The sequence below is a fragment of the Variovorax trehalosi genome (assembly GCF_051216415.1).
Classification (GTDB): Bacteria; Pseudomonadota; Gammaproteobacteria; order Burkholderiales; family Burkholderiaceae_C; genus Variovorax.
Genome location: NZ_JBPJZG010000005.1, coordinates 615,879 through 639,229 on the forward strand (window position 1 = coordinate 615,879; position 23,351 = coordinate 639,229).

General features: G+C 64.4%; 21 protein-coding genes and 5 pseudogenes. 11 read left to right on the forward strand and 15 right to left on the reverse strand.

Annotated features, from left to right (window positions below):
- Window positions 1–84 precede the first annotated feature (84 nt).
- From ACSFA7_RS21815 to ACSFA7_RS21830, 4 genes and pseudogenes are all read left to right on the forward strand, one after another.
- Window positions 85–1,134: a Bug family tripartite tricarboxylate transporter substrate binding protein gene (locus ACSFA7_RS21815; RefSeq protein ID WP_435501321.1), complete on the forward strand. Its 1,050-nt coding sequence runs from the start codon at window positions 85–87 to the stop codon at window positions 1,132–1,134.
- A 10-nt stretch (window positions 1,135–1,144) separates the two neighbouring features.
- Complete coding sequence (locus tag ACSFA7_RS21820) at window positions 1,145–1,531, forward strand: chorismate mutase family protein (RefSeq protein ID WP_435501294.1); 387 nt, start codon at window positions 1,145–1,147, stop codon at window positions 1,529–1,531.
- Between the two features lie 131 nt (window positions 1,532–1,662).
- A complete protein-coding gene (locus tag ACSFA7_RS21825; protein WP_435501295.1) occupies window positions 1,663–2,283 on the forward strand; it encodes a hypothetical protein in 621 nt (206 codons plus the stop codon).
- Window positions 2,284–2,347: 64 nt separating this feature from the next.
- Window positions 2,348–2,597: pseudogene (locus tag ACSFA7_RS21830) on the forward strand (transposase); the annotation flags it as partial.
- Here the strand turns inward: ACSFA7_RS21830 and ACSFA7_RS21835 are convergent.
- Together ACSFA7_RS21835 and ACSFA7_RS21840 are read right to left on the reverse strand one after the other, a co-directional pair.
- Window positions 2,598–2,705, reverse strand: a pseudogene (locus tag ACSFA7_RS21835) (IS5/IS1182 family transposase); the annotation flags it as partial.
- Between the two features lie 509 nt (window positions 2,706–3,214).
- On the reverse strand, window positions 3,215–3,721 hold the full coding sequence (locus ACSFA7_RS21840; RefSeq protein WP_435501296.1) for an Lrp/AsnC family transcriptional regulator: 507 nt from the start codon (window positions 3,719–3,721) through the stop codon (window positions 3,215–3,217).
- Between the two features lie 92 nt (window positions 3,722–3,813).
- Between ACSFA7_RS21840 and ACSFA7_RS21845 the strand changes: the two genes are divergently transcribed.
- Window positions 3,814–7,416 carry an indolepyruvate ferredoxin oxidoreductase family protein gene (locus ACSFA7_RS21845; RefSeq protein WP_435501297.1) on the forward strand — a complete coding sequence of 1,201 codons (3,603 nt, stop codon included), beginning with the start codon at window positions 3,814–3,816 and terminating at the stop codon, window positions 7,414–7,416.
- 201 nt (window positions 7,417–7,617) lie between these two features.
- The gene (locus ACSFA7_RS21850) at window positions 7,618–8,052 is read left to right on the forward strand and encodes a helix-turn-helix domain-containing protein (protein ID WP_435501298.1); all 435 of its coding nucleotides are present in this window, start codon (window positions 7,618–7,620) and stop codon (window positions 8,050–8,052) included.
- Between the two features lie 187 nt (window positions 8,053–8,239).
- On the opposite strand, the gene ACSFA7_RS21855 is transcribed toward ACSFA7_RS21850, so the two are convergent.
- The 7 genes and pseudogenes from ACSFA7_RS21855 to ACSFA7_RS21885 all read right to left on the reverse strand — a co-directional run bounded on the left by ACSFA7_RS21855 (window position 8,240) and on the right by ACSFA7_RS21885 (window position 14,603).
- Complete coding sequence (locus ACSFA7_RS21855; protein WP_435501299.1) at window positions 8,240–10,306, reverse strand: tetratricopeptide repeat protein; 2,067 nt, start codon at window positions 10,304–10,306, stop codon at window positions 8,240–8,242.
- A 251-nt stretch (window positions 10,307–10,557) separates the two neighbouring features.
- Entirely contained in the window at window positions 10,558–10,797 is a 240-nt protein-coding gene (locus ACSFA7_RS21860) for a hypothetical protein (RefSeq protein WP_435501300.1), read from the reverse strand.
- A pseudogene (locus ACSFA7_RS21865) lies at window positions 10,721–10,924 on the reverse strand (hypothetical protein); the annotation flags it as partial. The pseudogene ACSFA7_RS21865 and the gene ACSFA7_RS21860, both read right to left, overlap by 77 nt.
- A 12-nt stretch (window positions 10,925–10,936) precedes the next feature.
- Window positions 10,937–12,196 carry a sensor histidine kinase gene (locus ACSFA7_RS21870; protein WP_435501301.1) on the reverse strand — a complete coding sequence of 420 codons (1,260 nt, stop codon included), beginning with the start codon at window positions 12,194–12,196 and terminating at the stop codon, window positions 10,937–10,939.
- Window positions 12,193–13,758, reverse strand: a complete 1,566-nt coding sequence (locus ACSFA7_RS21875) for an ATPase domain-containing protein (RefSeq protein ID WP_435501302.1) — start codon at window positions 13,756–13,758, stop codon at window positions 12,193–12,195. The genes ACSFA7_RS21870 and ACSFA7_RS21875 overlap by 4 nt, the downstream gene beginning before the upstream one ends.
- Window positions 13,759–13,912: 154 nt before the next feature.
- A complete protein-coding gene (locus ACSFA7_RS21880; RefSeq protein WP_435501303.1) occupies window positions 13,913–14,119 on the reverse strand; it encodes a hypothetical protein in 207 nt (68 codons plus the stop codon).
- 106 nt (window positions 14,120–14,225) lie between these two features.
- Window positions 14,226–14,603: a response regulator gene (locus ACSFA7_RS21885; protein WP_435501304.1), complete on the reverse strand. Its 378-nt coding sequence runs from the start codon at window positions 14,601–14,603 to the stop codon at window positions 14,226–14,228.
- 405 nt (window positions 14,604–15,008) lie between these two features.
- On the opposite strand from ACSFA7_RS21885, the pseudogene ACSFA7_RS21890 reads away from it, so the two are divergent.
- Together ACSFA7_RS21890 and ACSFA7_RS21895 are read left to right on the forward strand one after the other, a co-directional pair.
- Window positions 15,009–15,560: pseudogene (locus ACSFA7_RS21890) on the forward strand (IS3 family transposase); the annotation flags it as partial.
- A gap of 1,100 nt (window positions 15,561–16,660) precedes the next feature.
- Window positions 16,661–17,521, forward strand: a complete 861-nt coding sequence (locus ACSFA7_RS21895) for a prephenate dehydratase (RefSeq protein WP_435501305.1) — start codon at window positions 16,661–16,663, stop codon at window positions 17,519–17,521.
- 139 nt (window positions 17,522–17,660) lie between these two features.
- Here the strand turns inward: ACSFA7_RS21895 and ACSFA7_RS21900 are convergent, their stop codons facing one another.
- The 4 genes and pseudogenes from ACSFA7_RS21900 to ACSFA7_RS21915 all read right to left on the reverse strand — a co-directional run.
- A complete protein-coding gene (locus tag ACSFA7_RS21900) occupies window positions 17,661–17,954 on the reverse strand; it encodes a type II toxin-antitoxin system RelE/ParE family toxin (RefSeq protein WP_435501306.1) in 294 nt (97 codons plus the stop codon).
- A gap of 7 nt (window positions 17,955–17,961) precedes the next feature.
- On the reverse strand, window positions 17,962–18,246 hold the full coding sequence (locus ACSFA7_RS21905; protein ID WP_307506323.1) for a CopG family ribbon-helix-helix protein: 285 nt from the start codon (window positions 18,244–18,246) through the stop codon (window positions 17,962–17,964).
- 365 nt (window positions 18,247–18,611) lie between these two features.
- Window positions 18,612–18,911 carry a PIN domain-containing protein gene (locus ACSFA7_RS21910; protein WP_435501307.1) on the reverse strand — a complete coding sequence of 100 codons (300 nt, stop codon included), beginning with the start codon at window positions 18,909–18,911 and terminating at the stop codon, window positions 18,612–18,614.
- A 334-nt stretch (window positions 18,912–19,245) separates the two neighbouring features.
- Window positions 19,246–19,701: pseudogene (locus tag ACSFA7_RS21915) on the reverse strand (LysR family transcriptional regulator); the annotation flags it as partial.
- Window positions 19,702–19,840: 139 nt separating this feature from the next.
- Here ACSFA7_RS21915 and ACSFA7_RS21920 point away from each other — a divergent pair.
- The gene (locus ACSFA7_RS21920) at window positions 19,841–20,332 is read left to right on the forward strand and encodes a (R)-mandelonitrile lyase (RefSeq protein WP_435501308.1); all 492 of its coding nucleotides are present in this window, start codon (window positions 19,841–19,843) and stop codon (window positions 20,330–20,332) included.
- A 91-nt stretch (window positions 20,333–20,423) separates the two neighbouring features.
- Window positions 20,424–21,089, forward strand: coding sequence for a carboxymuconolactone decarboxylase family protein (locus tag ACSFA7_RS21925; protein WP_435501309.1), 666 nt, complete (start codon window positions 20,424–20,426; stop codon window positions 21,087–21,089).
- Between the two features lie 107 nt (window positions 21,090–21,196).
- Here the strand turns inward: ACSFA7_RS21925 and ACSFA7_RS21930 are convergent, their stop codons facing one another.
- Entirely contained in the window at window positions 21,197–21,553 is a 357-nt protein-coding gene (locus ACSFA7_RS21930) for a hypothetical protein (RefSeq protein ID WP_435501310.1), read from the reverse strand.
- A gap of 178 nt (window positions 21,554–21,731) precedes the next feature.
- Here ACSFA7_RS21930 and ACSFA7_RS21935 point away from each other — a divergent pair, with 178 nt between their 5' ends.
- Window positions 21,732–22,682, forward strand: a complete 951-nt coding sequence (locus tag ACSFA7_RS21935; protein ID WP_435501311.1) for a hypothetical protein — start codon at window positions 21,732–21,734, stop codon at window positions 22,680–22,682.
- A 309-nt stretch (window positions 22,683–22,991) separates the two neighbouring features.
- Here ACSFA7_RS21935 and ACSFA7_RS21940 read toward each other — a convergent pair.
- On the reverse strand, window positions 22,992–23,351 hold a 360-nt coding region (locus ACSFA7_RS21940), incomplete at its 5' end, for a Sir2 family NAD-dependent protein deacetylase (RefSeq protein WP_435501312.1).

Genomic DNA, 23,351 nt, shown 5'->3' on the forward strand with positions numbered 1-23,351 from the left:
GGAGCTTTTTGCGTACCGAGCAGGAGTTGATTCGGCGCGTTGTGGAAGCAAGACTTGGCTTCCAATCCTCATCCGCTCTTGCCCATGTCCCTCCTTATTTATCGAGCGCGTGCCGCTCGTCTGCTGTGTCTACTCGGGGCACTCGCCTGTATTGGTATCGCCTGCGCGCAATCGTCAGGCGCGAATCGCTCCGCTCCCGGCACGGCGGGTGCCCCGGGCGCCCATCCGGCGGACCTGAACTGGCCGACGCGACCGCTGCGGCTGGTCGTCGGCTTCGGCGGAGGCTCGTCGCCGGATTTCGTGGCGCGCGTTCTGGCCGCTCCCATGGCGAGGGCGCTGGGCCAGCCTGTGATCGTCGAGAACCATCCAGGTGCCAGCGGCAACATCGCCGCGGACATAGTCGCGAAGTCCACCGACAGACACACGGTTGGCATCCTGATCAACGGCAACATGACGATTGCCAAGATCCTCAATCCGGCGACCTCCTACGATCCGCAGAAGGACCTGGTGCCGCTGAGCATCATCTGCACGGCGCCGCTGGTACTCGCCACAACGTCGGAGGTCTCGAAGGCCGATCCCCGCAGCTTCCTCGAGGCAGCGCGCGTCGCCGGAAGCAAGTGGAGCTATGGCACGCCTGGCATCGGCACGATCGGCCACCTCGGCATGGAGCTTTTCAAGGCCCGCACAGGCATCGGCGCCGTGCATGTGCCCTACCAGGGAAATCCGCAGGTCATCACGGGGCTGGTCGGAGGGCAGCTGCAACTGGCGCTCCTTCCACCGGGCCTTGCCCAGGAGCAGGTCAAGGCCGGAAAGCTGCGCGCAATCGGCGTGACCTCGGCGCGCCGTTCCGAACTCGTGCCGGACTACCCGACCCTGCAGGAAGCGGGCCTCAAGGATTTCGAACTCGAGATCTGGACCGCCGCGGCCGCGCCCGTCAGCCTGCCTGCCCCCATCGTGCAGCGCCTGACCCAGGTGCTTTCGGAAGTCATTCGCCTGCCCGAGGTGCGGCAGAAACTCTTCCAACATGGCTACGAAGCCGCTGGCATCTCGGGCGAGGCGCTGGTGCGCCGGGTGAAGGCCGACACGGCCACGCTCACCGAGATCATCGCGAGCCAGGGCATCAAGCTCGAATAAGGAGATCCCCATGAATTCAGAACAAGGGCGCCCGAGCGGGCGCCAGGAAACCGCGGCCGCGGTCCATGACGCAGCGCCGGCTGCTGCCGGCAGCGGCGAGGACGCCCAACGGATCCTGCGGTCGCTGCGCGACGAACTCGACGGCTTGGACAGAACGCTGCTCGAGACCGTGAGGCGCAGGCTCGATTGCTGTTGCCGGATCGGACTGCACAAGCGCGACCATGCGATACCGATGATGCAGCCCCATCGCATCGGCGTGGTGCAGGAGCGTGCGGCCGCCTTTGCCGCCGAGCACGACGTGAGCCCGGTGTTCCTGCGTGCCCTCTACGAACTGATCATCACGGAGACATGCCGGCTTGAGGATGAGATCATCGGTGCGCCCTCGACGTCTGCATGAGTCGCTCGTGTTGCGCTCGAGCAAGCGCTGGTTCCGGCTCTGCCGGCGCTCGCGCATGCCGCAATCCCCATCAGGTGGCCGTCGAGGCCGAGGCACTGTCACCGGTCATGCGCAACCGCCGAGGCGAACACATGCTGATCTTTTCAACGCTGGGCCATGAGGGCAGCAACCATCACTTCGTTCTCCAGCAGTACCTGGCCGCGCATGGCATTGCGCAAGCCTGTCGCATCGTGTTGTTCGACGACTTCCACAGCGGTGCGCGCGCGCTGATCGCCGGGGAGGCGGATTACCTGCTTCAATGCGCCGTGCATCCGGCTGCAGCCGAGATCACGGGCACCTATCGCACGGCCATGGTGGTGGTCGACGCCTTCATTTCTCCCAGCCAGCCCATGGCGCTCGTGCGGTCCATGGGAAGCGGGGAGGGCGCTGGCAAGGTGGGCGTGCAGACTGCAACGCAGAGCTATGCCGACCTTTCCGCCTGGCCGATCATCGTTCACGAGCCGACGGTGCTCGCGGTCCAGTCCGGTCTGACAGAAGGACGCTACAGCGCGGGTATCGTCTTCACTTCCTTCGCGACGGCGCATGCGGATCGCTTCGAGGTGGTCGAGTCCATCGGCACCGTCTGCGATGCATGGATCGTCTACGGACGCCAAGCCGTCGACGACGGCAGGGCCGTCGTCTGGGAGGACAGTCCGGTCGCACGGCAATTTCGGAGGCGGATCGAGCGATCATCGAAGCCAGACGGCAACTGAAGCCGCGGTCCGCTGTCGTGGCGCGGCGTCGCTCCGATGCACGTGATGGTTATTCGTCGGAAACGTGGACGCCCCAATCATTGCGGCGCCCGGTTCGACCAAAAACGAGAGCGGCGAACGAGACCCTGGGATGCCCCAGGCGAAGAACGGTAACCAGCGGCGCTTCGGATGAAGGTGCGCACGGTGTGGACGCGGATTCGGGGCTGGTGCACACGGTGTCGACCACTGCGGCCGACGAGGCGGACCTGGAGCAGGTGAGCGATCTGTTGCACGGCAAGGAAAACGCGGTGTGGGCAGGCTGGGGCTATCGCGGCGCGCAGCATGTCGATAGCTAGATCATGGGCTTCCAGCAGATGACGAAACCGCAGGATGCGACGAGCGGTCACATCCACTCTACGGATCGAGGCCCCGTCAGAATTGGCGGAGCCCTGTCAGCCGGCAGGCTTGCTGGGCTTGAGAAGTGACCACATGGGCCAAGTCTCTTTTACCGCGCCCCGAGCAACTTCGGTTGCGGAAGACCGTTCGTATCCCTCCGGACGGTCAATCACGCCCACGACGGCGGTGCCTTCGTCGCGTAGGAGCTCCCACGGCCATCGCATCTTCCACGACCAACTCGGCATGCACGTCCTCGTATCCGGGTGGCCGCTTCAACGCGACAAATACTCGGTGATCGGGCGTCATGGTCTGTTCATTCCAGTGCGGCGGTGCATCTCATGATCGAAGAATACAGCGACCGTTGTCTGCGCAGATGTGCATCCTCGGCACCTGAATCGCCAAGATGAGGTGACTGGACGCTTGGTCTTCGTCGCCGCACGACCCCTATCACGCCAGGCTGTGCCCGCACGAGCTTGTACCTTGGCCGGCTCGATACCAGAACGGTCGAACAGCTGTGCACCTCGGCCCCGGTGTGTCCCCGAGCGAAACACGCCTTTTAGCGTCGCGAAGGCGCCGCGCCCATCAGGTGCCCGAGCGGCAGCGCCACCTCCGACTTGATCTCGCGCAGCACGATGCTCGAGCGCACGTGCGTCACGCCCGGCAGGCTGAAGAGCACCTCGTGCAGAAAGCGCTCGTAGTGCTTCATGTCGGGCACCGTCACGTGGAGGATGTAGTCCGCCGGCCCGGTGGCCGACACGCAGCGGATGATCTGCGGGCTCGCGGCCACCACCTCCTCGAAGCGCTGCACCATCGCCTCGCTGTGGCGATCGAGGTTCACCTCGGCCACGGCCGAGACATGCAGGCCCACCAGTTCGGGATCGATCATGGCGGTGTAGCCGCGGATCACACCGGCCGCCTCCATGTCCTTGATGCGCTTCCAGCAGGGCGTGGGCGAGAGCCCGACGGCCTCTGAAATCTGCTGCACCGTCTGCCGGCCGTCGTGCTGCAGTGCGGAAAGGATCTTGAGGCAATGCTCGTCAAGAGAAACAGAATCGACGTTCATCGTGATTTTCGAGAGGATTCTTCTTCAAACAAGGGTCTGCGCCAGTGTATTGAAGAAACACTTACTCGGGGTGCGGCAGAACAATTCCGGGCATGAACGCCCCACACAAGACGGCCGCGCTTCGACGGCCCGACTACCAGCTCTCCGACAACCTCTGGGCTGATGACGGCTCGGTCTTCATCACCGGCACGCAGGCGCTGATCCGCATCCTGGCGATGCAGAAACAGCGCGACGCGGCGCGCGGCCTGCACACGCAGGGCTTCGTGAGCGGCTACCGCGGCTCGCCTCTCGGCATGGTCGACCAGGCCATCTGGAAGGCGGGCGAGCGCTTCAAGGAAACCGGCATCCGCTTCGTGCCGGCCGTGAACGAGGAACTTGCCGCCACGCAGGTGCTGGGCACGCAGCGCGTGGAATCCGACCCCGAGCGCACCGTCGATGGCGTGTTTGCCATGTGGTACGGCAAGGGGCCGGGCGTGGACCGCGCGGGCGATGCGCTCAAGCACGGCAACGCCTATGGCTCGTCGCCGCATGGCGGCGTGCTGGTGGTGGCGGGCGACGACCACGGCTGCGTGTCGTCGTCGATGCCGCACCAGAGCGACCACGCCTTCATGGCATGGCGCATGCCGGTGATGCAGCCCGCCAGCGTGGCCGAGTACCTGGAGTTCGGCCTGTACGGCTACGAGCTCTCGCGCTATTCGGGCGCGTGGGTCGGCATGGCGGCGCTGTCGGAAATCGTCGAGAGCGCGGGCACCGTGGACCTCGATGCGGTGAACGCGCGCGTGGCCGCCTGGGAAGACGCCGATGCCGTGCGCGCGGCCACCGGCCACGCCGCGCCGCCTGACGGCCTGCACTACCGCTGGCCCGACCTGCCGTCGCTGCGCATCGAGTCGCGGCTGGAAGACAAGCTCGCCGCCGTGGCCGCATTCACGCAACGCAACAGCATCGACCGCCACGTCATCGTGAGCCCGCATGCGAAGGTGGGCATCGTCACCTGCGGCAAGGCGCACCACGATTTGATGGAGGTGCTGCGGCGGCTGGAGCTCTCGCCCGAGCAGCTCGCGCGCGCCGGCGTGCGGCTCTACAAGGTGGGGCTGAGCTTTCCGCTCGAGCAGACGCGCCTGAAGGAGTTCGCGCGCGGGCTCGACGAGATCCTCGTGGTGGAAGAGAAGGGCGCGGTGGTCGAGACGCAGCTGCGCGACATCTTCTACAACGCGCCGCCCGATGCGCGCCCCGTGCTCGTGGGCAAGCACGACCGCGAAGGCCAGCCGCTGGTGTCCGCGCTCGGCGAGCTGCGCCCGTCGCGCCTCATCGAACTGGTCGCGCACTGGCTGGCCGTGCACTTCCCCGACAACCACGACCTGGGCGACCACCTGCAGCATGTGCGCGACTTCACGCCGCCCGATCTGCTGGGCAATGCGAGCGACAGCGTCAAGCGCGTGCCGTACTTCTGCGCGGGCTGCCCGCACAACACCAGCACCAAGGTGCCCGAAGGTTCGACCGCGCGCGCGGGCATCGGCTGCCACTTCATGGCCAACTGGATGGACCGCAGCACCGCGGGCCTGATCCAGATGGGCGGCGAGGGCGTCGACTGGATCTCGCACGCGATGTTCACCAGGACGCCGCACGTGTTCCAGAACCTGGGCGACGGCACCTACTACCACTCGGGCTACCTCGCGATCCGCCAGGCCGTCGCGGCCAAGGCCACGCTCACCTACAAGATCCTCTTCAACGACGCCGTCGCCATGACCGGCGGGCAGCCGGTCGACGGCGTCATCAGCGTGGACGCGATCGCGCGGCAGGTGGAGTCCGAAGGCGTGACCAAGGTGGTGGTCGTGAGCGATGCCATCGACAAGTACGATGACATCAAGAACCGCTTTCCGCACGGCACCGAGTTCCACGATCGCGCCGCGCTCGACGAGGTGCAGCGGCGCCTGCGCGAGATGCCCGGCGTGACCGTGCTCATCTACGAACAGACCTGCGCCGCCGAGAAGCGCCGCCGCCGCAAGAAGGGCGAGCTGGCCGACCCGCCCAAGCGCCTGTTCATCAACGAAGCCGTGTGCGAAGGCTGTGGCGACTGCACCGTGCAGAGCAACTGCGTGGCCGTGCTGCCGCACGAAACGCCGATGGGCCGCAAGCGCAAGATCGACCAGACCAGCTGCAACAAGGACTACTCCTGCGCCAAGGGCTTCTGCCCGAGCTTCGTCGGCGTCACCGGCGGCAAGCTGCGCCGCAAGAGCGGGGCGCTGGCGGCCGGGCGCGATGCTTTCCTGCACCGCGTGGCCGCGCTCGCGCACCCCGCGCCGCACACATGGACCGGCCCCTACGACCTGCTGGTGACCGGCGTGGGCGGCACCGGCGTGGTGACGGTGGGCGCGGTCATCGCGATGGCCGCGCACCTGGAAGGCAAGTCCGCCAGCGTGCTCGACTTCATGGGCTTCGCGCAGAAGGGCGGCTCGGTGCTGAGCTTCGTGCGCCTGGCCGACACGCCCGAGCGGCTGAACCAGGTGCGCATCGACACGCAGCAGGCCGACGCGATCCTCGCGTGCGACGTGGTGGTGGGCGCCTCGCCCGACGCGCTGCAGACCGTGCGGCACGGGCGCACGCGCGTGCTCGCGAACATCCACGAGATCCCGGTGGCCGAGTCGCTGCGCAACCCCGATGCCGATCTGCATGTGGATCTGCTGCTGGAGAAGATGCGCTTCGTCGCGGGCGACGAGCAGGTGGAGACCTTTGACGCGCAGAGCCTGGCCGAAGAATTTCTCGGCGACACGCTGGCCGCGAACATCGTCGCGACCGGCTATGCGTGGCAGCGCGGCCTCGTGCCGCTGAGCCTGGAGGCGCTGATGCATGCGATCGAACTCAACGGCGTGGCCGTGGCGGCCAACCAGTCGGCGTTTTCGCTGGGGCGGCTCGCGGCGGGCGACCCGGCCGCGCTCGACCAGTTGCGCGCGGCGCCGCTGCAAGCGCAGGCGCAGCAAGCCGACGAGCGCCCGCTGGACGCGCTGCTCGCCGACGCGCGCCGCCATCTCACCGGCTACCAGAACGCCGCATGGGCCGATCGCTTCGAGAAGCGCATCCGCGCACTGCGGGCGGCCGAGTCCGCGCTGCCGGGCGGCGACGCGCGCCTGCCCTTCACGCGCAACGCGGCGCGCAGCCTGTTGAAGCTCATGAGCTACAAGGACGAGTACGAGGTCGCGCGCCTCTACACCGACGGCGCGTTCCTGCAGAAGCTCAAGGACCAGTTCGAAGGCGACCTGAAGCTCGAATTCCACATGGCCCCGCCGCTGCTCTCGCGCCCCGCGCACGGCCAGGCGCCCGCCAAGATCCGCCTCGGTGCCTGGATGCTGCCGGTGATGAAGTGGCTTGCGCACGGCAAGCGGCTGCGCGGCACGGGCTTGGACCTGTTCGGCTACACACAGGAGCGCCGGATGGAGCGCGCGCTCATCGCCCGGTTCGATCAGCGGCTCGATGAACTGGCTGCCGATCTGTCGGCCGCCAACCAGCCGCTCGCCGCGCAGATCGCGGCATTGCCGCTGACGATCCGCGGCTTCGGGCATGTGAAGCTGGCCAACCTCGCGCTCGCCACCGATCGCGAGGCGGAGCTGCTGCACCGCTTCTCGCCGCAGCGCTATCCGCGGCCGGAAGAGAAGGCGCAGGCGGGCCAGTTCAAGGGGATTGCGGTCTTGTCGCAGTGACTGCGGGTCAAGCGCAGGGCAGGCGCGGGTTGGCTTGTCGTGTTGGACATGAGCGCGTTGTCCGTGGCGCGCATCGGCGCAGAAGAGGCGCTGCGCAAGGGGAAATAATTTCTCTCGTCTCAGTGTCGAGTACGAGGCATCCTTCGCGGAGCTTCAATGTGCAATCCAAAACAGCCATAGCCGGAACGGCACAATGCGTCTATGCCAAATATTGTCTCGATCCTCAAAGCCGAGATATCCCGCGTCGCTCGCAAAGAAGTGCGTGTGGAGATCGAAACGCTCAAGAAGGCCTCAGCCGCGCACCGCACATCAATTGCCGAGCTGCGTCGCCAGGTCAGTGCGCTTGAGAAGGAACTGCGTCGTGTTGTAAAGGGCCCGGCGCGTTCCACCGATTCAACCGCTGAAGCGGCAGCAGGCACAAAGCGCCGATTCAGCGCAACCAGGTTGGCGGCACATCGTGCCAAGCTTGGGCTGTCCGCGGCGAGCTATGGGCAACTGGTTGGCGTATCCGGGCAAACGATCTACCACTGGGAACAAGGCAAAGCACGCCCCCGGGCAGCGCAACTCGAAAGTCTAGCGGGAGTGCGGGACCTCGGTGCGCGCGAAGTTGCGGAGCGCCTGCAGTTGGCGTCGTAGCTGAAGTGGCGCGACTCGTCGAGATGGTCGGCCCCACCGCTGCATCATCTGCATGCGTCCGGCTTTGTCACCTTTTGAAGGGTGGCGGCATGGAGGGTTCGAATCAACTTGTCTTCTTTGCGGGCACTTCTCTCGGAGCAAAGCCAACGCTCTATGCAGCCCTAGAAAAATGTTCTTTGCAGAAAACCTACGACTGGATCGCGGCAGTTAGGCCCTTGAGTTCTTGCTCGTACACCTTGCCTGCCAGATTGCGGTCCAGTGCATGGAGACGTCCATAGGCCTTGATGGCGTCGTCCGTGCGCCCCGCGCGCTTGTAGGCCGCGCACAGGTTGGCAAGGATCAGAGGATCCGAAGGCTTGGCGACATCGAGGCGCTCGAAGATCGAAACAGCCGCGGCGGGATCTCCGCTGCGAATGTGCGAGACCCCCATGTTGGTGAGCGCCGCGCGATTGTCCGGGTCGATGCGCAGCGCCTGCGTCAGGGCTTCCTTGGCCTGCGGAATCTGCTGCGCGGCGTTGAGGTGCAGCCCAAGATTGATCCACGCGGTGGTCATTTGCGGATCGAGCGCCACTGCGCGTTGATAGGCCTGGATGGCTTCTTGGAGCTGTCCCTTGCCGCTGCGAACCGTGCCGAGCAGGTCCCACGCCCGGGCGTCCGTGGGGGCCATCTTCACTGCGCTTTCCGCGAGCTTGAGGCTTTCGTCGGGACGACCGAGCTTTCGATAGAGCTCGCTCAGGCGCATGCTCGGCATGGCGTTCAGCGGCGCCAGTTCGATGGCCTTCAGGAAGCTCTCTTCGGCCTTCGAGGCCTGGCCGTTCTCCTGGAAGGCCTTTCCGAGTTCCTCGTAGACGAACGCGTTCGACTCGCCGTTCTTGAGCGCCTCGGTGAGTGCGGGAATGGCTTGCTTGTAGTCCTTGCGCTGCAGATACTGCACGCCCTGCCACTTCCAGGCCGCGCCGTTGCCCGGCTCGAGCGCGGTTGCCGCGCGGTAGGCCTGCAAGGCCGCATCTGGCTGCTTGGTCCAGGTGTACGCATCTCCCAGCCGCGTCCAGACGCCGCCGTCGCGCGGATCGATCCGCAATGCGATCTCGTAGGCCTTGATGGCTCTTTGCCGGTCTCCGGCCCTTTCCCAGGCGATGCCTAGGTTTTTCCACCCCAGACCGAAGCGCGGCTCGGCCGTCACGGCTTCTTGCAGCGCCTGGATCGCCTGCGGCCCCTCGCCGTAGATGAATGCCAAGCCATTGAGCGCCACGGCGCGTTCGCCCCCCGTGCCCGCCTTGGCAGCCTGCTTGAGCGCATCGATCGCACGATCCTGCTGCCCGTTCTTTCGGTACAGCTCGCCAAGGTTTCGCCAGGCAATGCCGTAGCCGGGGTCGACACGGGTGGCCGTCTGGTAGGCCTCGATTGCCAAGGGGGTGCGGCGGGTTTCGCTGTAGACGTTGCCGAGGTTGTTCCACGCCGGCGCGAGCTGCGGGTCCAGCTCGACGGCCTTCAGATAGGCCTCGACGGCCTTGGCGGCCCGGTCCTTCCCGCCGCTGCTCATGTGCGCATTGCCGAGGTTGTTCCAGGCCCACGCACTGCGGGGTTGGGCCTCGGCCCAATGGAGGTTGTTCTCGAGCAGTCCGGCGGCATCCCCCTTGGCATCGAAGATCCGGGCCTGGTTCATCCAGGCCGTCGTGCCAAGCGACGCCGGCGCGCGCGGCTTGCGCTCGAGCACGTACCCGATCCATTCGACCGGGAGCGCCATGCTCAGTGCGTTGGCGTCGGCGCTCTCCATGACCACCATCGCGAGCAGCTGCCCCTGTTCGTTGTAGATGCCGACACCGTCGCGCAACGGGGCGGGCGGGGCGACCAGGGGCTGTGCCACCCCGAGGTACAGGCCATCCACCACCTTGCCCAGATACGGAACGTGCAAGTCGATGCGGCGCAGCAGGCCCTCCTGCAAGGACATCGCATGCACGCTGCCCAACGTCGAGCTGTCGCGGGTTCGTCCCATCTGCGCGGCCGGCGCATTCAGGCCGCGCGCCTGCAACACGCAGACGTTGCGGTCCTCGTCGGCGGCGATCAATTCAGCGGGGAATTGGTTCTGGCCCTGTCGCACGCTGAAAGGCGGTGCCGATGCGCCCAGGCGGTGGCACGGCGTCGCGACCAGGGCGGGCGCGACGACCACGCCACCGAAAGTCGAGGACCCCGAAGCCACCTCCACGGCGCTGCCGGCCGCGGCAGCCGGGGAGGCATTGCCCGACTGCGCCATGGCGGGCGCCGTCGACAACAGGCTCGTGCAGCTCAAGGCGAGGACTGCGGCGAAGCGCGGCACACGGGATGGCGGCCACATGGAAAGCGTTCGCCGCGTACGACTGCGTGTCGGATCGTCCATCGTTCCACCCCCAGAGCCAAAACGGGGATCGTAGCCCTGCACCGAGATACGCCACAAGCTACGAAAACTCAGTGGGCAAGCCGCTGCATGCGGAACGCGCCTCTTCCTACAGCATCAGCAAGCTGGCCTCATCCGCAGCAAGCGTCTCTCAAAGCGACAGCGCTGCTCGGTGCTATTGCCTCAGTCTTTGCGCCAAACTTCCAGCCTTCAGCCAGCGCGAGCTGGAAGGCGATCTTCTCGATCTTGGCGCCCTGAACTTGATCTCGCTGTCCTGGCGACGCAGCTGAGGCACTAGCTGCGCCAGTGCAGCGGCGGCCTTGCGCCAGAACTCGCAGGTCTTCGTCCTTGAGGTCGTGCAGTTCTTGCATGCGTGGATTGCGGGTGGCGGCGTATCAGCGCCACCGGGAGATGCGCTGTCATGAACCAGACGCGATCTGCCACCTCGCGCGCGAAGTTCATCTCATGGGTCACGCACATCATCGTCATGCCGTCGCGCGTGTCGCCCCGCTAGGCGGCTGCGTCGTTTGCGGGCGGCAAGTTCACAGGCAGCGTGACGTGGAACGTCGCCCCGGCATGATTCCCGGCGCTTTCCACCCGGATCGTCCCGCCGTGGCGCTCAACGATATGGCGGGCGATGGAAAGACCCAGGCCCAGCCCCTGGGCGTTCGCCTTGAGTTGCTTCGTGAACGGCGTAAAAACATGAGGAAGCAGCGCCTCTTCGATGCCGCTGCCCGTGTCCGTCACCGACACGGTGTATGTCTGCACGTCGCAATGCAACTGCAGTTCGATGCGTCCGGACGCCGGAGTGAACTTGACTGCGTTGGACAGAAGATTCCAGAACACCTGCTGCAGACGGTGCGGATCGGCCATGAGTGGCAGCTGGCCGAGTTCGTCCAGCTCTGGAATCACGACGGTAATCTGCTTGGCCTCGGCATGCGGCACCACGGCAGAGACCGCAGCCTTGAGGATGTCGCGAAGCGACGCAGGTTGCATATCGATGCGCAACTGGCCGGTGCGGGTTCGCGCCGCCTCGATGAGATCCTCGACCAGCCGCGCCTCTGTTTTCACGTGGTACTTCATGTTGACCAGAGAGGCCCTGATGGCCTCCGGATCGGCGAGCGCACTCCGCAGCAAGATCTCGATTCGCATGTCGAGCACGGACAACGGCGTTCGAAGCTCGTGCGACACGCTGGCCAGGAACACCTCGCGCAGTCGACTGAGCTCTTGAAGGCGCTCGACCGCCTCGGCATGGCGGACCGTGGACTCGATCATGGTCTCGAGCAGTTCGGTGTACACCTTCATGCGCGATTCGGGAACGGGTGACTCCAGCCGCACCTCCGCCCAAAGTCGTGCGCCATCGACACCAAGCTGCCGCGCGATGCGCTCGCATCCCAATGGCGTGCCGAAGGTGGCGAACGCCCACCCGTAGACGATCACGCCCCGCACCTGGCCTCCGACCCACAAAGGGACAGCCTGCAGACGCAGCTCTTCGCCGACACTGGCACTCCCGGGCGCGCCGGTCCCGAGGACATGCGCGGCGAGGTCCCGCTCGATCATGTCGCCCAGGCGGCCCTCGTTCCATACACCTGAGGTCGCCAGCATGCGCGCGACCTTCGATGAGGCAAATGGCCCGGCCTGCCTCTCGCAGTCCAGGTCGTAGGCGCTGACGCAAAGCTCGGTCGCCGCGGCGAAACGCGTCAAGGCATGACGCCAGCCTTCCCAGTCCAGGCCTGTCGAACGATTCTTCGCGTCGGCGCTGTCGTTCACTGCGTCGTCTCGGGCGGCAGCTCCGGCGAGTCCGGCAGCGCCTTGCCATGCGCGACGGCGTCTTCGATCGCCGGACTCTTGCGCGACGGCGAGCGGGCCAGCAGTCCGTAGTAGGAAGAGAAGGGCAACTGCGGCACGGGTGCGGCGTCCTCTCCCTCGGCTGCCGATTCGTCGAGCAAGGAGATGCCGCCTTCAGCGATCACGTACTCGCGCGTCGTCTGGATGTTCTTGCTCCCACGCACCTTCGGCACTGCGATCGCACGGCGCAGGCGTGTGGAGATTTCCACGTAGCTCAGCAGAATGATGTTGTCGACCAGGTGCGACCCCTTGAGCTCCTGGCTGATCTGCGAGACGCCCAGGAGCTCGGGACTCTCGTAGTTGAAGAACGCCGTCGCGAGCCGCCCCTTGACGAAGTCGGCCAGCGCATAGAGAAAGTCGGAGGCCTGGTCGGGACTCGCCATCTCGTAGACGGCCGCCGAGTCGAACACGACGCAGTCGATGCCTTCCTTCTCCACCAGCTTGGTCACCCGGTCGAAGTGCACGTCCAATTCCAGTTCGAGGGGCGATTCGTAGTGGATGAAGAGCGAGCCCTGCCGCACGAGGCCCTCCAGGTCGAAGCCCAGGCTTGCCGCGTTGCGGATCAGTTGGCGCGGATGCTCATCCAAGGTCACCAGCAGCGCCCGCCGCCCGGCCTGTACGGCCGCGGTGAGAAACTGCACGCCCAGAACCGTTTTGCCGGTGCCGGAGATGCCGGTGACCATGGTGACCGAGCCCTCGTAAAGCCCGCCGGCCATCATCACGTCCAGCGCGGCGCATCCCACGGATACGCGTTTACTCGAGGTCGGTTGGTCCTCGTCAACCTTGGGGCCCGACTGCGCACGCCGATACACGTGAATGCCCTCGCCGGCCTCGATGCGCATCGAATGGCTTCCGCTGATGAAATCCTGGCCGCGCGACTTGACGACCGCCAGGGTCCTGTGGACCCGGCGACGCACTTCGCTGCGGGTCAGCGAGATGATGGTGTCGAAGACGAATCGCTCGTGGGCATGCGCCTCGAACTTCGTTTCTGCGCGTTCCGCAGTGACGAGTGTCGTGACGCCGAGGCGGGCGAGCCCTTCGACAAGCAAGTGAACATCCTCGCGAAACGGCTTGTCGTGGGCCTCGGCATAGAGGCGAAGCGGCGTCAGGCCGTCGATCATCAGCCTGCGCGCGCCGATGGAGGTCAGCTCTGCGGTGAACGCGCCGTCGGCGGAGCGGAATTCATTGAGAAGAACCGCCGGCGAGGTCTGGATGATCTTGACCTTGCGCTCATCGATGAGCCGTTGCAAGTCCCAGTTGAACCCTTTGGCGTCCCGCAACAGTTTCTCGGGATCGAGCTCGAAGGAGACGATCACGCCGGGTTCGTCGTAGAGGGCCGCACCGGCGTGAATGAAGGCGAGTCCCAGGGTGGTCTTCCCGGCACCGGGCGCGCCTTCGACCAGGATGTTGTTGTTCCGCTGAACGCCGCCCAGAAGCACCTCGTCCAGCCCTGGAATCCCGGTTCGTACGGGGTCTTGCTTCATCTAAGTCCTTTAAATCGTTGTCTTGGGGGGAGTCGAACTTTACCCCGTAGGAGCCTCTTCTCGGGAGGGTGAGCTGGGATCGACACGAGGGATAAACCCGGCGACCGGGACGCGATCGAGCGGGTGGCCATGGCCGCTCCTTTGGGAGAGAGAATCAACATGCCACCGTTTCCGCGGCGGGAGAAGAGGCGAAACGCGTCAATTCGCGTGGTCGATGCCGACGACAGGAGACCTCAGAAGCTATGCCAATGGATTTTGACGCAAGATCAAGAAGGCTGATTTCCCTCTCAGGGTCGATGCATTCGACGAAATCAACAACGTCCTGGTGCTTCAAGCCGCAGGTCTTGTCGAGGCTGAACATCTGGGAGGTTCCGACGACTCGGACGAGTGAACCGAAGTCGCCTTCGTTCTTCGGATCACGCCAGTGGGGTGAGCGACTTTGGAGCTCCTACGGGAGGCCGGCTCGCCTACCGGAGGCCATTGAGGGTTTCCAGGTAGTCCAACAGGCCTTCGATCTCTGTCGACTTGTCGAAGACAGCGTCGGCGCCGAGGCTCAGCGCCTGGCGGCGCATTTCTTCCGTCGCGTAGTTGGTGAGCATCACCACCCTCTGATGCGGTTGACGGTTCCGGCACCGGTCAACAACGCGAAGTCCAGAGCCTTCCCGCAGAAAGAGATCGACCACTGCAACGTCCCAGTGGCCGTTGTGCGAGATCAGCCAAGTGATGGCGTCATCTTCCGTTTCCGCAGTGCCGTCGACGCGTGCGGCCGACAAACTTTCGATCGTGGGAATGAGGTTGTCTCTGATGACCTTGTTGTCTTCGACAAGAAAAGCGGTAAGGGGCATGGCAGGCGATCAGTGGGACGGACCCCGGCGGGTCTTCGCCTCCGAGGTTAGTCACCATTCGTGTGCGCTCTGTAGGAGCGCACAGTCCCCGCGAGTGAGACTGGCGGTATCGTCCGACAAGACAAGCGACAGCGGCCAGGCTGGATGGCTCCGCCTCAAGCGCCTTCCTCCTCGGGGCCGAGGCCGTTCTGCGTGACAGCAGATGACTTAGCCCAGCTCGCGCCGGGATCGCGTGCTGAAGCACTCGATGGCTCGAGCCAGCTGTTGTAGCCGTCTCAAGTCGCTTTCTTTTCGTGCGGCGCGCTCGTGCGTTGCGTGCGCTCCGCAGCGATTTCCGAACCCCGCGTCTCCCGATGCGTGTGAAAGGGCGCAGCAGCAGGCCAGGCCGCCCGCTTTGTGTGCGGCGCCCTGCGACGCAACATCCGACGATTGCAGCTCGAACAAGACCTCTTGAAGAAGGCGAATGAAATCCTAAAAAAAGACCTGGGCATCGACCAGCAACTCCTGACCAATCGGGAGAAGACGCTGCTGGTTGATGCCCTGAGGCAGACATACACCCTCGTGGAACTGCTCGACGAAGTGGGCCTGGCACGCAGTTCCTACTTCTACCATCGAGCCCGGCTCAATGCTGCGGACAAGTACGCCGAGGTGCGTCGAACCCTCGCCGACATCTTCGAGCGCAACCACCGTTGCTATGGCGACCGCCGGCTGCAGGCTTCGCTGGCCAGGCAGCGCGCGAGCATCTCGGAGAAGGTCGTGCAGCGGCTGATGAAACAAGAGAGCTTGGTCATTGCCAAGCCAAAGCGGCGCAGGTATGGCTCATACTTGGGAGAGATCAGTCCGGCGCCAGACAACCTTCTCAACCGAGACTTCCGGGCTGCCGCGCCCAACGAGAAGTGGCTCACTGACATCACGGAGTTCCAGATCCCAGCTGGCAAGGTGTATCTGTCTCCCATGCGCGCGATTGTTCCAGGGTGGCACATGAATAGGTTTTTTCCAAGTGCCGGTGCATCCACAGTAGGCCACGACCGGAACATTTCAGGGCGACAAAAAAAGGACGATGAATCCAAGCTGCCGTGTCTACCAGAATAGGTATGAGACTTAAGGCCCGAATGGTTCGGGGCACCAGAATTCTGGGCGAGGCTACTGTACTGAGGCGATTTCCAGGCGTTGGCTTTCTGGACTGACAACCCGTACATCTTTGGGATCGCAGGGCACGCCGCTCAGAGCGCCATCAAATCGCACGCGGACATGGGTGCCCGTCGCCCCAACAACGCACCCAAAGCGTGCGTCGGCATAAACCCGGTCTCCCTTTTGCAGGGAAGTGCCGTGGCTGATGTTGAATCTGTCGAGTTGCTTGATGGTCGTCGTCCTGTTGCCGCTGTCGTTATTCAACGCAGTCCAGGCAAGGACGGTGGACTCGGGCTTCCAGACGGCGGTTCTCAGTCGGCAGGCACCTGACGTCGAAAAGGGGCCGGCGCCCGGCGATCTGCAACGTGACGACTGCACGGCAGCTCGCGCGCGTCTGGCCGATCCGATAAGGATGAGAGTGGCCACGGCAAACTGAACCTCGGACCGACGCGGCTCACCGATGTTCGATCGTCAGATCCAAATCAATGTCTGGCGGTCGCTTGTTTCCCGCCGCGGTGGCTTTGCTGACGCTCCGTAGGGCATCTGCAAACTGCCGTGCGTCGGGCTTCTTCATCCGTCGGACGGAGCTTCTTCGGGACTGCGGCCGGCCGCGCAGCCGGGGCATCCGTGCACAGGGCCGCCTTCCCGAGGCGCCTCTGCCTTCCTTCTGCGTGCATTCGGCCGGCAGCAGGTTGCGTGTCACGCAATGCCGCAGCGGTCGGCGCTCGGAGTTCCCATCGGAAAGCCGCGCGGGAAAAGTGCATGCCGCGCAAGCGTTGCCGGGTGGGCTCGCCGTCCGGATCATAGCGGCTCCCGTCATAAAGACGCGCGGGCTTCCAGCGCCGGGATCGCGATGCGATGCGGTGCGGTGGAGGTCGGTGCGCCTCGTTTCATCGAAATTTCAGTTGTCCTTGCCGCTCCAATTCATGAAAACCCTTTCCCTGTGCGCCGTCACGATGGCCACGCTCGCCATGGGCGTCTCTTCGATCACCAGCGCCCAGATCGCTTACCTGGGACCGGCAGGCAGCTGGACCCACCAGGCCTGCATGGACCTGTTCGGCGACACGAACCTGGTCGCGCTCGACAGGCAGGCGCTCTTCAAGGCCTTGCGCGCGAAAACCATCGCCAAGGCCTGTGTGCCCGCCACCACGTCGCTGGTTGGGACCACGCCCTATCTGGACGACGTGCTGGCGCTCGACACGGTGCATGTGGTGGGCGAGTACCCGAAGGCGCTGGGTTACAGCCTGCTGGTCAAGCCCGGCACCCGCAAGGAGGACATCCGCACGGTGCTGGCGCACCCCGTGGCGCTGGAGGAGGTCAAGCCCTGGCTCGATGTGGAGATGCCGGGCGTCGAACGCCAGCCGGCGGCCAGCGGCGGCGCCGCGGCGAAGTCGGTGGCGGAAGGGGCAGCGTCGGGCATGGCTGCCATGGGGCCGCCCGGCGCGGCCCGCCTCTACGGTCTCACGCCGATCGTCAGCGGCATCGAGGAGGGACCCCACAACACGACGCGCTGGTGGGTGCTGGGTCATGCGATCCCGGCACCCAGCGGCCATGACAAGACGACGCTGCTGCTGACCGTCGACGAAGAGAGCTTTCAGCGATCACTGCAGGCGCTCGCGAAATCGGCCCGGGTCCTGGCCGTCTACGAACGCCCGAACAAGCAATCGCTGGATGGACACCGCTATGTGATCGACGTCGTGGGCCATGCCTCACAGCCGGAGATCGCGAGGTTGCTGGCGGAGCATGCGGAGTTCCGGCTTCTCGGCTCCTACCCTCGAAGATATTGAATATCCCCTGGAGGCGCGCGCCGTGTCCGTGTGTGGGACCGCTCGACCCGGTCCTGTGCCGCCTGGGTCGAGGCTAGAGCGGGAGGGGAGGGTGAACGGCGTTCGAAGCGCGAGGTCGAAGGCGCGGGTGGACGGCCCTTCAGTGTTTGAACCCGGACTCGCGCTGGGCTCGCAGTGCCAGGATGAAGACGGTCTCGATCTCGGCCAGGTAACGGTACAGCGCTATATAGCCGCGGTTGCCCTTGCCGATGATCAGCTCGCGCTTTCCACCTGCGACGGGGCGGCCGATCAACGGGCTGCGCGAAAGGATCTGGATGGCCTCGAGAATCTCCGCGACCCGGTTCGCCACATCGGCGGCCTCATGTTCTTCCAGATGGTCGATGAAGCGGTCGATGTCATCCAGAACCTCCGGCGCCAGTTCGATGCGGACCATGGGTCGGTCAGGGCCCGGGCCTGCGCGCCGAAGGCCGGCGAACCTTTTTGCCGGCCGCGCGTGCCTTCAAGTAGGCCGCAGCGTCCTCCCAGGCGACCGACTCGCCGGTGCGCTGCAACGCAGCCCATCGCTTGTCTGCGATTCGATGCAGTTCCTCGTCCAATTCGCTGCGCTCGACCATGTCGGACAGCGCGTCCAGGATGAACGCATGCGAAGACTTGTCCGACCTCGCAGCCGCAGCCGCGATGCGGGCCTTGAGCTCATCGTCAAGGCGGATGGTCGTAGTCGACATGTGGATGGACCTCATGAGGTTGGCGGTGGTCTAACTGTAGCACATATGTAGCACAGCGAGCCCGAACTGCCGTGCCGGTCTGGCCGTGACAGGCAGGATCGTCCAGGGCGCTGCGACCAGCCGGGTGCTGGCCGCGCATGCGGAGTTCGTGCTTCTCTGCTTCTATCCGAGGCGGTATTGAACGCGGGCGCGGCGCTTCGAGGGGGAGGTGGTCCGCCAAGCGCCTTTGAGCGCGAAGCTCGTTCACCTCGCATCGTTCTTCCGTTCATGCACATCGTGCGTTTCGAAGTCATCTGGCGCGAGGCCGGTCGAGCCCGATCGCCCGCCGCGGGTTCAGCGCCCGGTCGGCACGCGAAGCCAGCTATCTAGCACCAAGCCAGGCACGTGTGCGAAATGCTTCGTGTGTCCGTCACGATGGCGGCGCCGACCGCCGGCGCGTGGGCCGCGATCATCTCGTCGAAATCGCCAATGGGTGTGCCGCGCGCTTTCAACTGGGCACGCAGATCGCCATGTCGCAGCGCTGCCTGCACATCCCAGGGCCGGACCGGCGCAATGCGCAGGAACTCCCGCACGATCCGATGCAGGCGCACAGCTGCGAGACGTCGGGCGATGCCGAATCTCAGTTCGGACAGGTCACGACGGAGATGCTCGGGAACAGTCCACATTCACTCCAGCCTGCAAAAGCGCGTCCAGTGTGCTGACTTCGGGTCACACCATGACGCTGCGTCCGCTCTTGACCAGGCGCAGTTTGAAGTCGCCCGCTTCCTGCGGCGGAGGTGTCGCGCCGAGGCGCTCCACATGAACGCGTGCAGGATCGATGTCCCATTTCGCTTCCCACAGTCATGTGCCGACCCCGTCGAAGACGATCACGCTGCGGGCCACCTCGCCGCGCTGCATGGCAGCGAAGCCATCGTTGATGCCTTCCAGCCGGATGCGACGGGACACCAGGTCATCGAGGTTCAGGCGGCCCTGCATGTAGAGCTCGATGAGGCGCGGAATGTCCTCGCGGATACCCACTCGCACACCGGCATCGAACCTTTCGGCTGCGATGTCAGTGAAGCCGTAGTCGACGCTGAATTCCACCTCGATGTCCGGATACTGCTTGAGCAGGGGCATGAGCTTGGGCCACAGCACCGTGGCAATCGCATGGTCATGCGTGGTGATGCGAACCTTACCGGCCGGCTTGTCGCGCATCGCGGTGAGGGATTCGAGCTCCCGCTCGATGTCCTGCAACCGGGGTGCTAGCGTCTTGAGGAGCCGGGCGCCTGCGTCGGTGACCGAGACGCTGCGCGTGGTGCGGGTGAGCAGGCGCACGCCCAGGCGGCCCTCCAGTGCGAGCATCGAGTGGCTGAGGGCCGAGCGCGATACGCCCATCTGGGCGGCGGCACGGGTGAAGCTGCGTTCACGGGCAACGACGACGAACGCTTACAGGTCATTCAGGTTTTCTTTTGCCATTGGTGAGCCATGTTCACATAAGCATCCTGATTTTGCTGCCTTCTCAACCAAGCGTGGTGTCCATAGAGTTCGTGCATCCCCGTCGCCCGGACAGCGGCGGCGCATTTCCTTCCATCCACGACCAGGAGCTGATCCCACCATGTGCATTCGACCCTTGAAGGCCGCGCTTTACCTTGCGGCCCTGAACTCCATCGGTGCAGGCGCCGAGCCCGCGGCGGCACCCGGAGCGGCCCAGCAGATCGCCAGGGCCGGCAGCCAACCTTCCGCAGTCGGCCCTGCCGAATATTTCACCGGTCGCGTTCGTGTCGACCCGGTTTGGCCCGCCACCGAAACCCTCAATGCCTCCGGCGGCCTCGTGGCCTTCGAGCCCGGCGCGCGCTCCGCCTGGCACACGCACCCGGCGGGCCAGCGCCTGGTGGTCCAGTCAGGCGTCGGCTTGACCCAGGAGTGGGGCAAGCCCGTGCAGGAAATCCGGCCAGGTGATGTCGTCTGGTGCCCTCCGGGCGTCAAGCACTGGCACGGCGCCGCCCCGTTCACGGCGCTGGTCCACCTGGCCGTTACCGGCACCGTGGGCGGAAAGAATGTTGAATGGATGGAGAAGGTTTCCGATGAGCAATACAACCAACGCTAGGCATTGCGGCAAGGCGGGCGCGCTGGTCTTGGCCCTGTGCCTCGCGGTCGCGCCGTGCCACGCCGACACAGGATCCCAGGAGTCTACGAACATGAACGCCACGCGCACTGCATCAGAGACGCTTTCGCTGCGCCAGCAATCCATCATCCCCATTGCGGCGTTCGCAGCGGCCGGCGACATCGCGCGCCTGAACACCGCGATCGAACAGGGGCTCGATGCCGGCCTGACGATCAACGACTCGAAAGAGGTCCTGGTGCAGGTCTACGCCTATGCCGGATTCCCGCGCAGCCTCAATGCGCTGGGCGAACTGATGAAGGTCGTGGAGGCCCGCAAGCAGCGTGGTATCCAGGACAAGCAGGGGCAATTGCCCTCGCGCCCCATCCCGAAAGGCGATGCGCTGCTGGCAGCCGGGACGGCAAACCAGACCAAGCTCGTGGGGCAGCCGGTCAAGGGTGCATTGTTCGATTTCGCGCCGGCCGTCGACGAGTACCTGAAGACGCACCTCTTCGGCGATGTGTTCGAGCGAGACAACTTCGACTGGCCGAGCCGCGAGCTGGCGACGGTCGGGATGCTGTCAGCGCTTCCGGGCGCTGAGTCGCAGCTTCAATCCCACATGGGCATCAGCATGAACGTGGGCATCACCGCGGCCCAGCTGGACCAGTTGACCCAGGTGCTTGCAGATCGCGTGGATGCGGGAGCAGCCCGCAGGGCTCGTGAAGCGCTGAATCGCCAGCTTGCGACGCGCCGTGGGAGTTGAATCGGGTCGGGATGCACATTCGGGACAAGGGGTCCAACTGCTGTGCTGGCGGGAATTGCGTGGCGAAGATTAAACGTTGGCTTCTGAGCTGGCTAGAGGGCAGAGGTTCATTCGGTACTTAGCCAGGCGGGTACGCGTTCGGCGCGGTTTCGAGATGTTGATGCGCACAGTGCGCCGATGATTGCAGACATGGGCGCTTCCTCACTTTGCTGACGGGCGAAGCGTGCAATGGCGGCTGATTTGCTCTTTAGGCATTGTTCAACGCCTGCAGCTGAACCTGTTCGTTCGTGCGAGTACCTTTGCAAGCGCAAGGAAACATGTAGCTGGCAATGCGCCAGCCAATGACCGCTTCCGAGCTGCACGAAAGACTGCAGTGGGCCCTTAGCCGAAGTTCGTTTTGCTCCGAAACGGTCGTTCAGCTGGGTATCAACCGCGTGAGAATAGCCATCGTTCTGGTTTTCCATTGTTCTCATTGAGGTCAGCGTTGAACTCGTCGTCGGTATCGAATTCGCGTCGGACTCGCTCAATGTGGAGTGGCCGAACGCTTCTTCTGCCTCCCGTATCTCTAGGACGCGCTGCGCAGGCAGTACCTTGGCCGAGTGGATTCGACGGCAAGCGCTAATCTAAGGGTTGAGCACATAAATGGCGAACGACACAGTCTCAAAAAAGCGGCAGGGCCATTGGCAAAAGTGGGTTGACGATCATGTCGCGCATGATGTTTTAGAAAAGGCTCTGAAGGACTTCGGCAGGAGACAGGATCAATTGACCTTGGCTCTGACGGCGATGGATCGCAACATGGCCATTGATTCAGCACTCGATATGGCCATATCCGCAGGCCGTCACTTCGGCTATCAAGCCTATGCGCATCGGCGTCCGGCGGATGCCGAGGCGTTTCAACGGCTGTTTTCCATCACCCTGCGCGGGTTCCTTCTCTTCCGCGTTTGGAACGAACACGAGGGAACCGATCTGAACTTCCCTACCCATTTCGAAGACTCCCAAATGTGGCTCTGGTCGCTGGCTACCGTCAGTGGAGCGCAGAAGTGCTCGGCCTGGCTAGGTCGTCGGCTCTACAACATGTACAAGGCAGGTTCAATCGACAGCCTGCCCGGCGACCCGGAGTTCAACGATTTTTATTGGGTGTTGGCGCGCGCTTTCGAGATGCGCGCGTGGCCCACGTCCGACGAGTTGCCTGCAGGGATGGGCATGTACCGCCAGTTGTTCGATCACGTGAACGACCCTGACGCTTTCGCGCAAGCAGTAATGAACCATTGCGACGAATCCATTGCGCGCGGGGCGGGATTCAGGCCAGAGACCAAGTGCGGCTACGTCTACGAGTACACACCTTGGGATTTCTTCCCCGTCGACCTGTGGATGTTCAAGGCCCTGCGTGAACAGATCACCGGCCATTCGGTTTCGCTAGACGTGGATCACCCCTGGCTGACTTCGCCGATGACCCAAATACCCAGGGTGACGGACGACATCGACAACGATGTGACGCTGCGGCTGTGCGAGGCGGGCAAGCAATGGTTCGGCAACCACTGGGATCCTTGGCCTGAGATTCCGCCGTATGAGCCGTTCGCGGAAGAGCATTGATCGTGGACGGCTTGATTGGCTATGCCGCGGGCATGTTGCTGGCGTTTACCGCAGTCTTGACGGGTTGCGCCCCCGCGGTGCGCAGCGTCCCCATTCAGCTTTGGACCATTGAGGCCGCTCGCACACCGCCTGAGTTGTGCTTCACCGCGCCGTTGTCGATCAGCTTCTAAACCGGCTACAACCGCCTGATCCTAGCGGGCAGCTTCCGGGTGTCGGCTGACCGACCGGTCTTGGCCGAATGTAGTCCGTCGCAGCCTGATTGTGAACGCGCGAGTTTCACCGGCATCTGCTCAACGCCGCGCCGCGCTGCTACGTGCCAATACTCTGCCGACTCTCGGCAAGCCATCTGTTCGTCACCGCTGGTACAAGCTCGGTCGCCTTGCCCCGCAGGAATGTGTATCCGTAAGGCGGCTTTGTGACGTCGAATGCAACCAATACCTTGTCTGCCCTGCCACGTGCGGCCTTCACCAGAGCGGCGACAGGAAATACAGACAGTGAGGTTCCGATTACGAGCACCCGGCCTGCGCTCGCGATGTGGCGTTTCGCCTCCGTCAGGAATTCGACCTCTTCTCCGAACCAGACCACATCGGGCCGAAGCTGCGTTCCATCTTCGCAAAGCTGCCCCATCGAGATAGGTGTGCCGCCAATCTTGTAGCGTCTTCGCGCGGC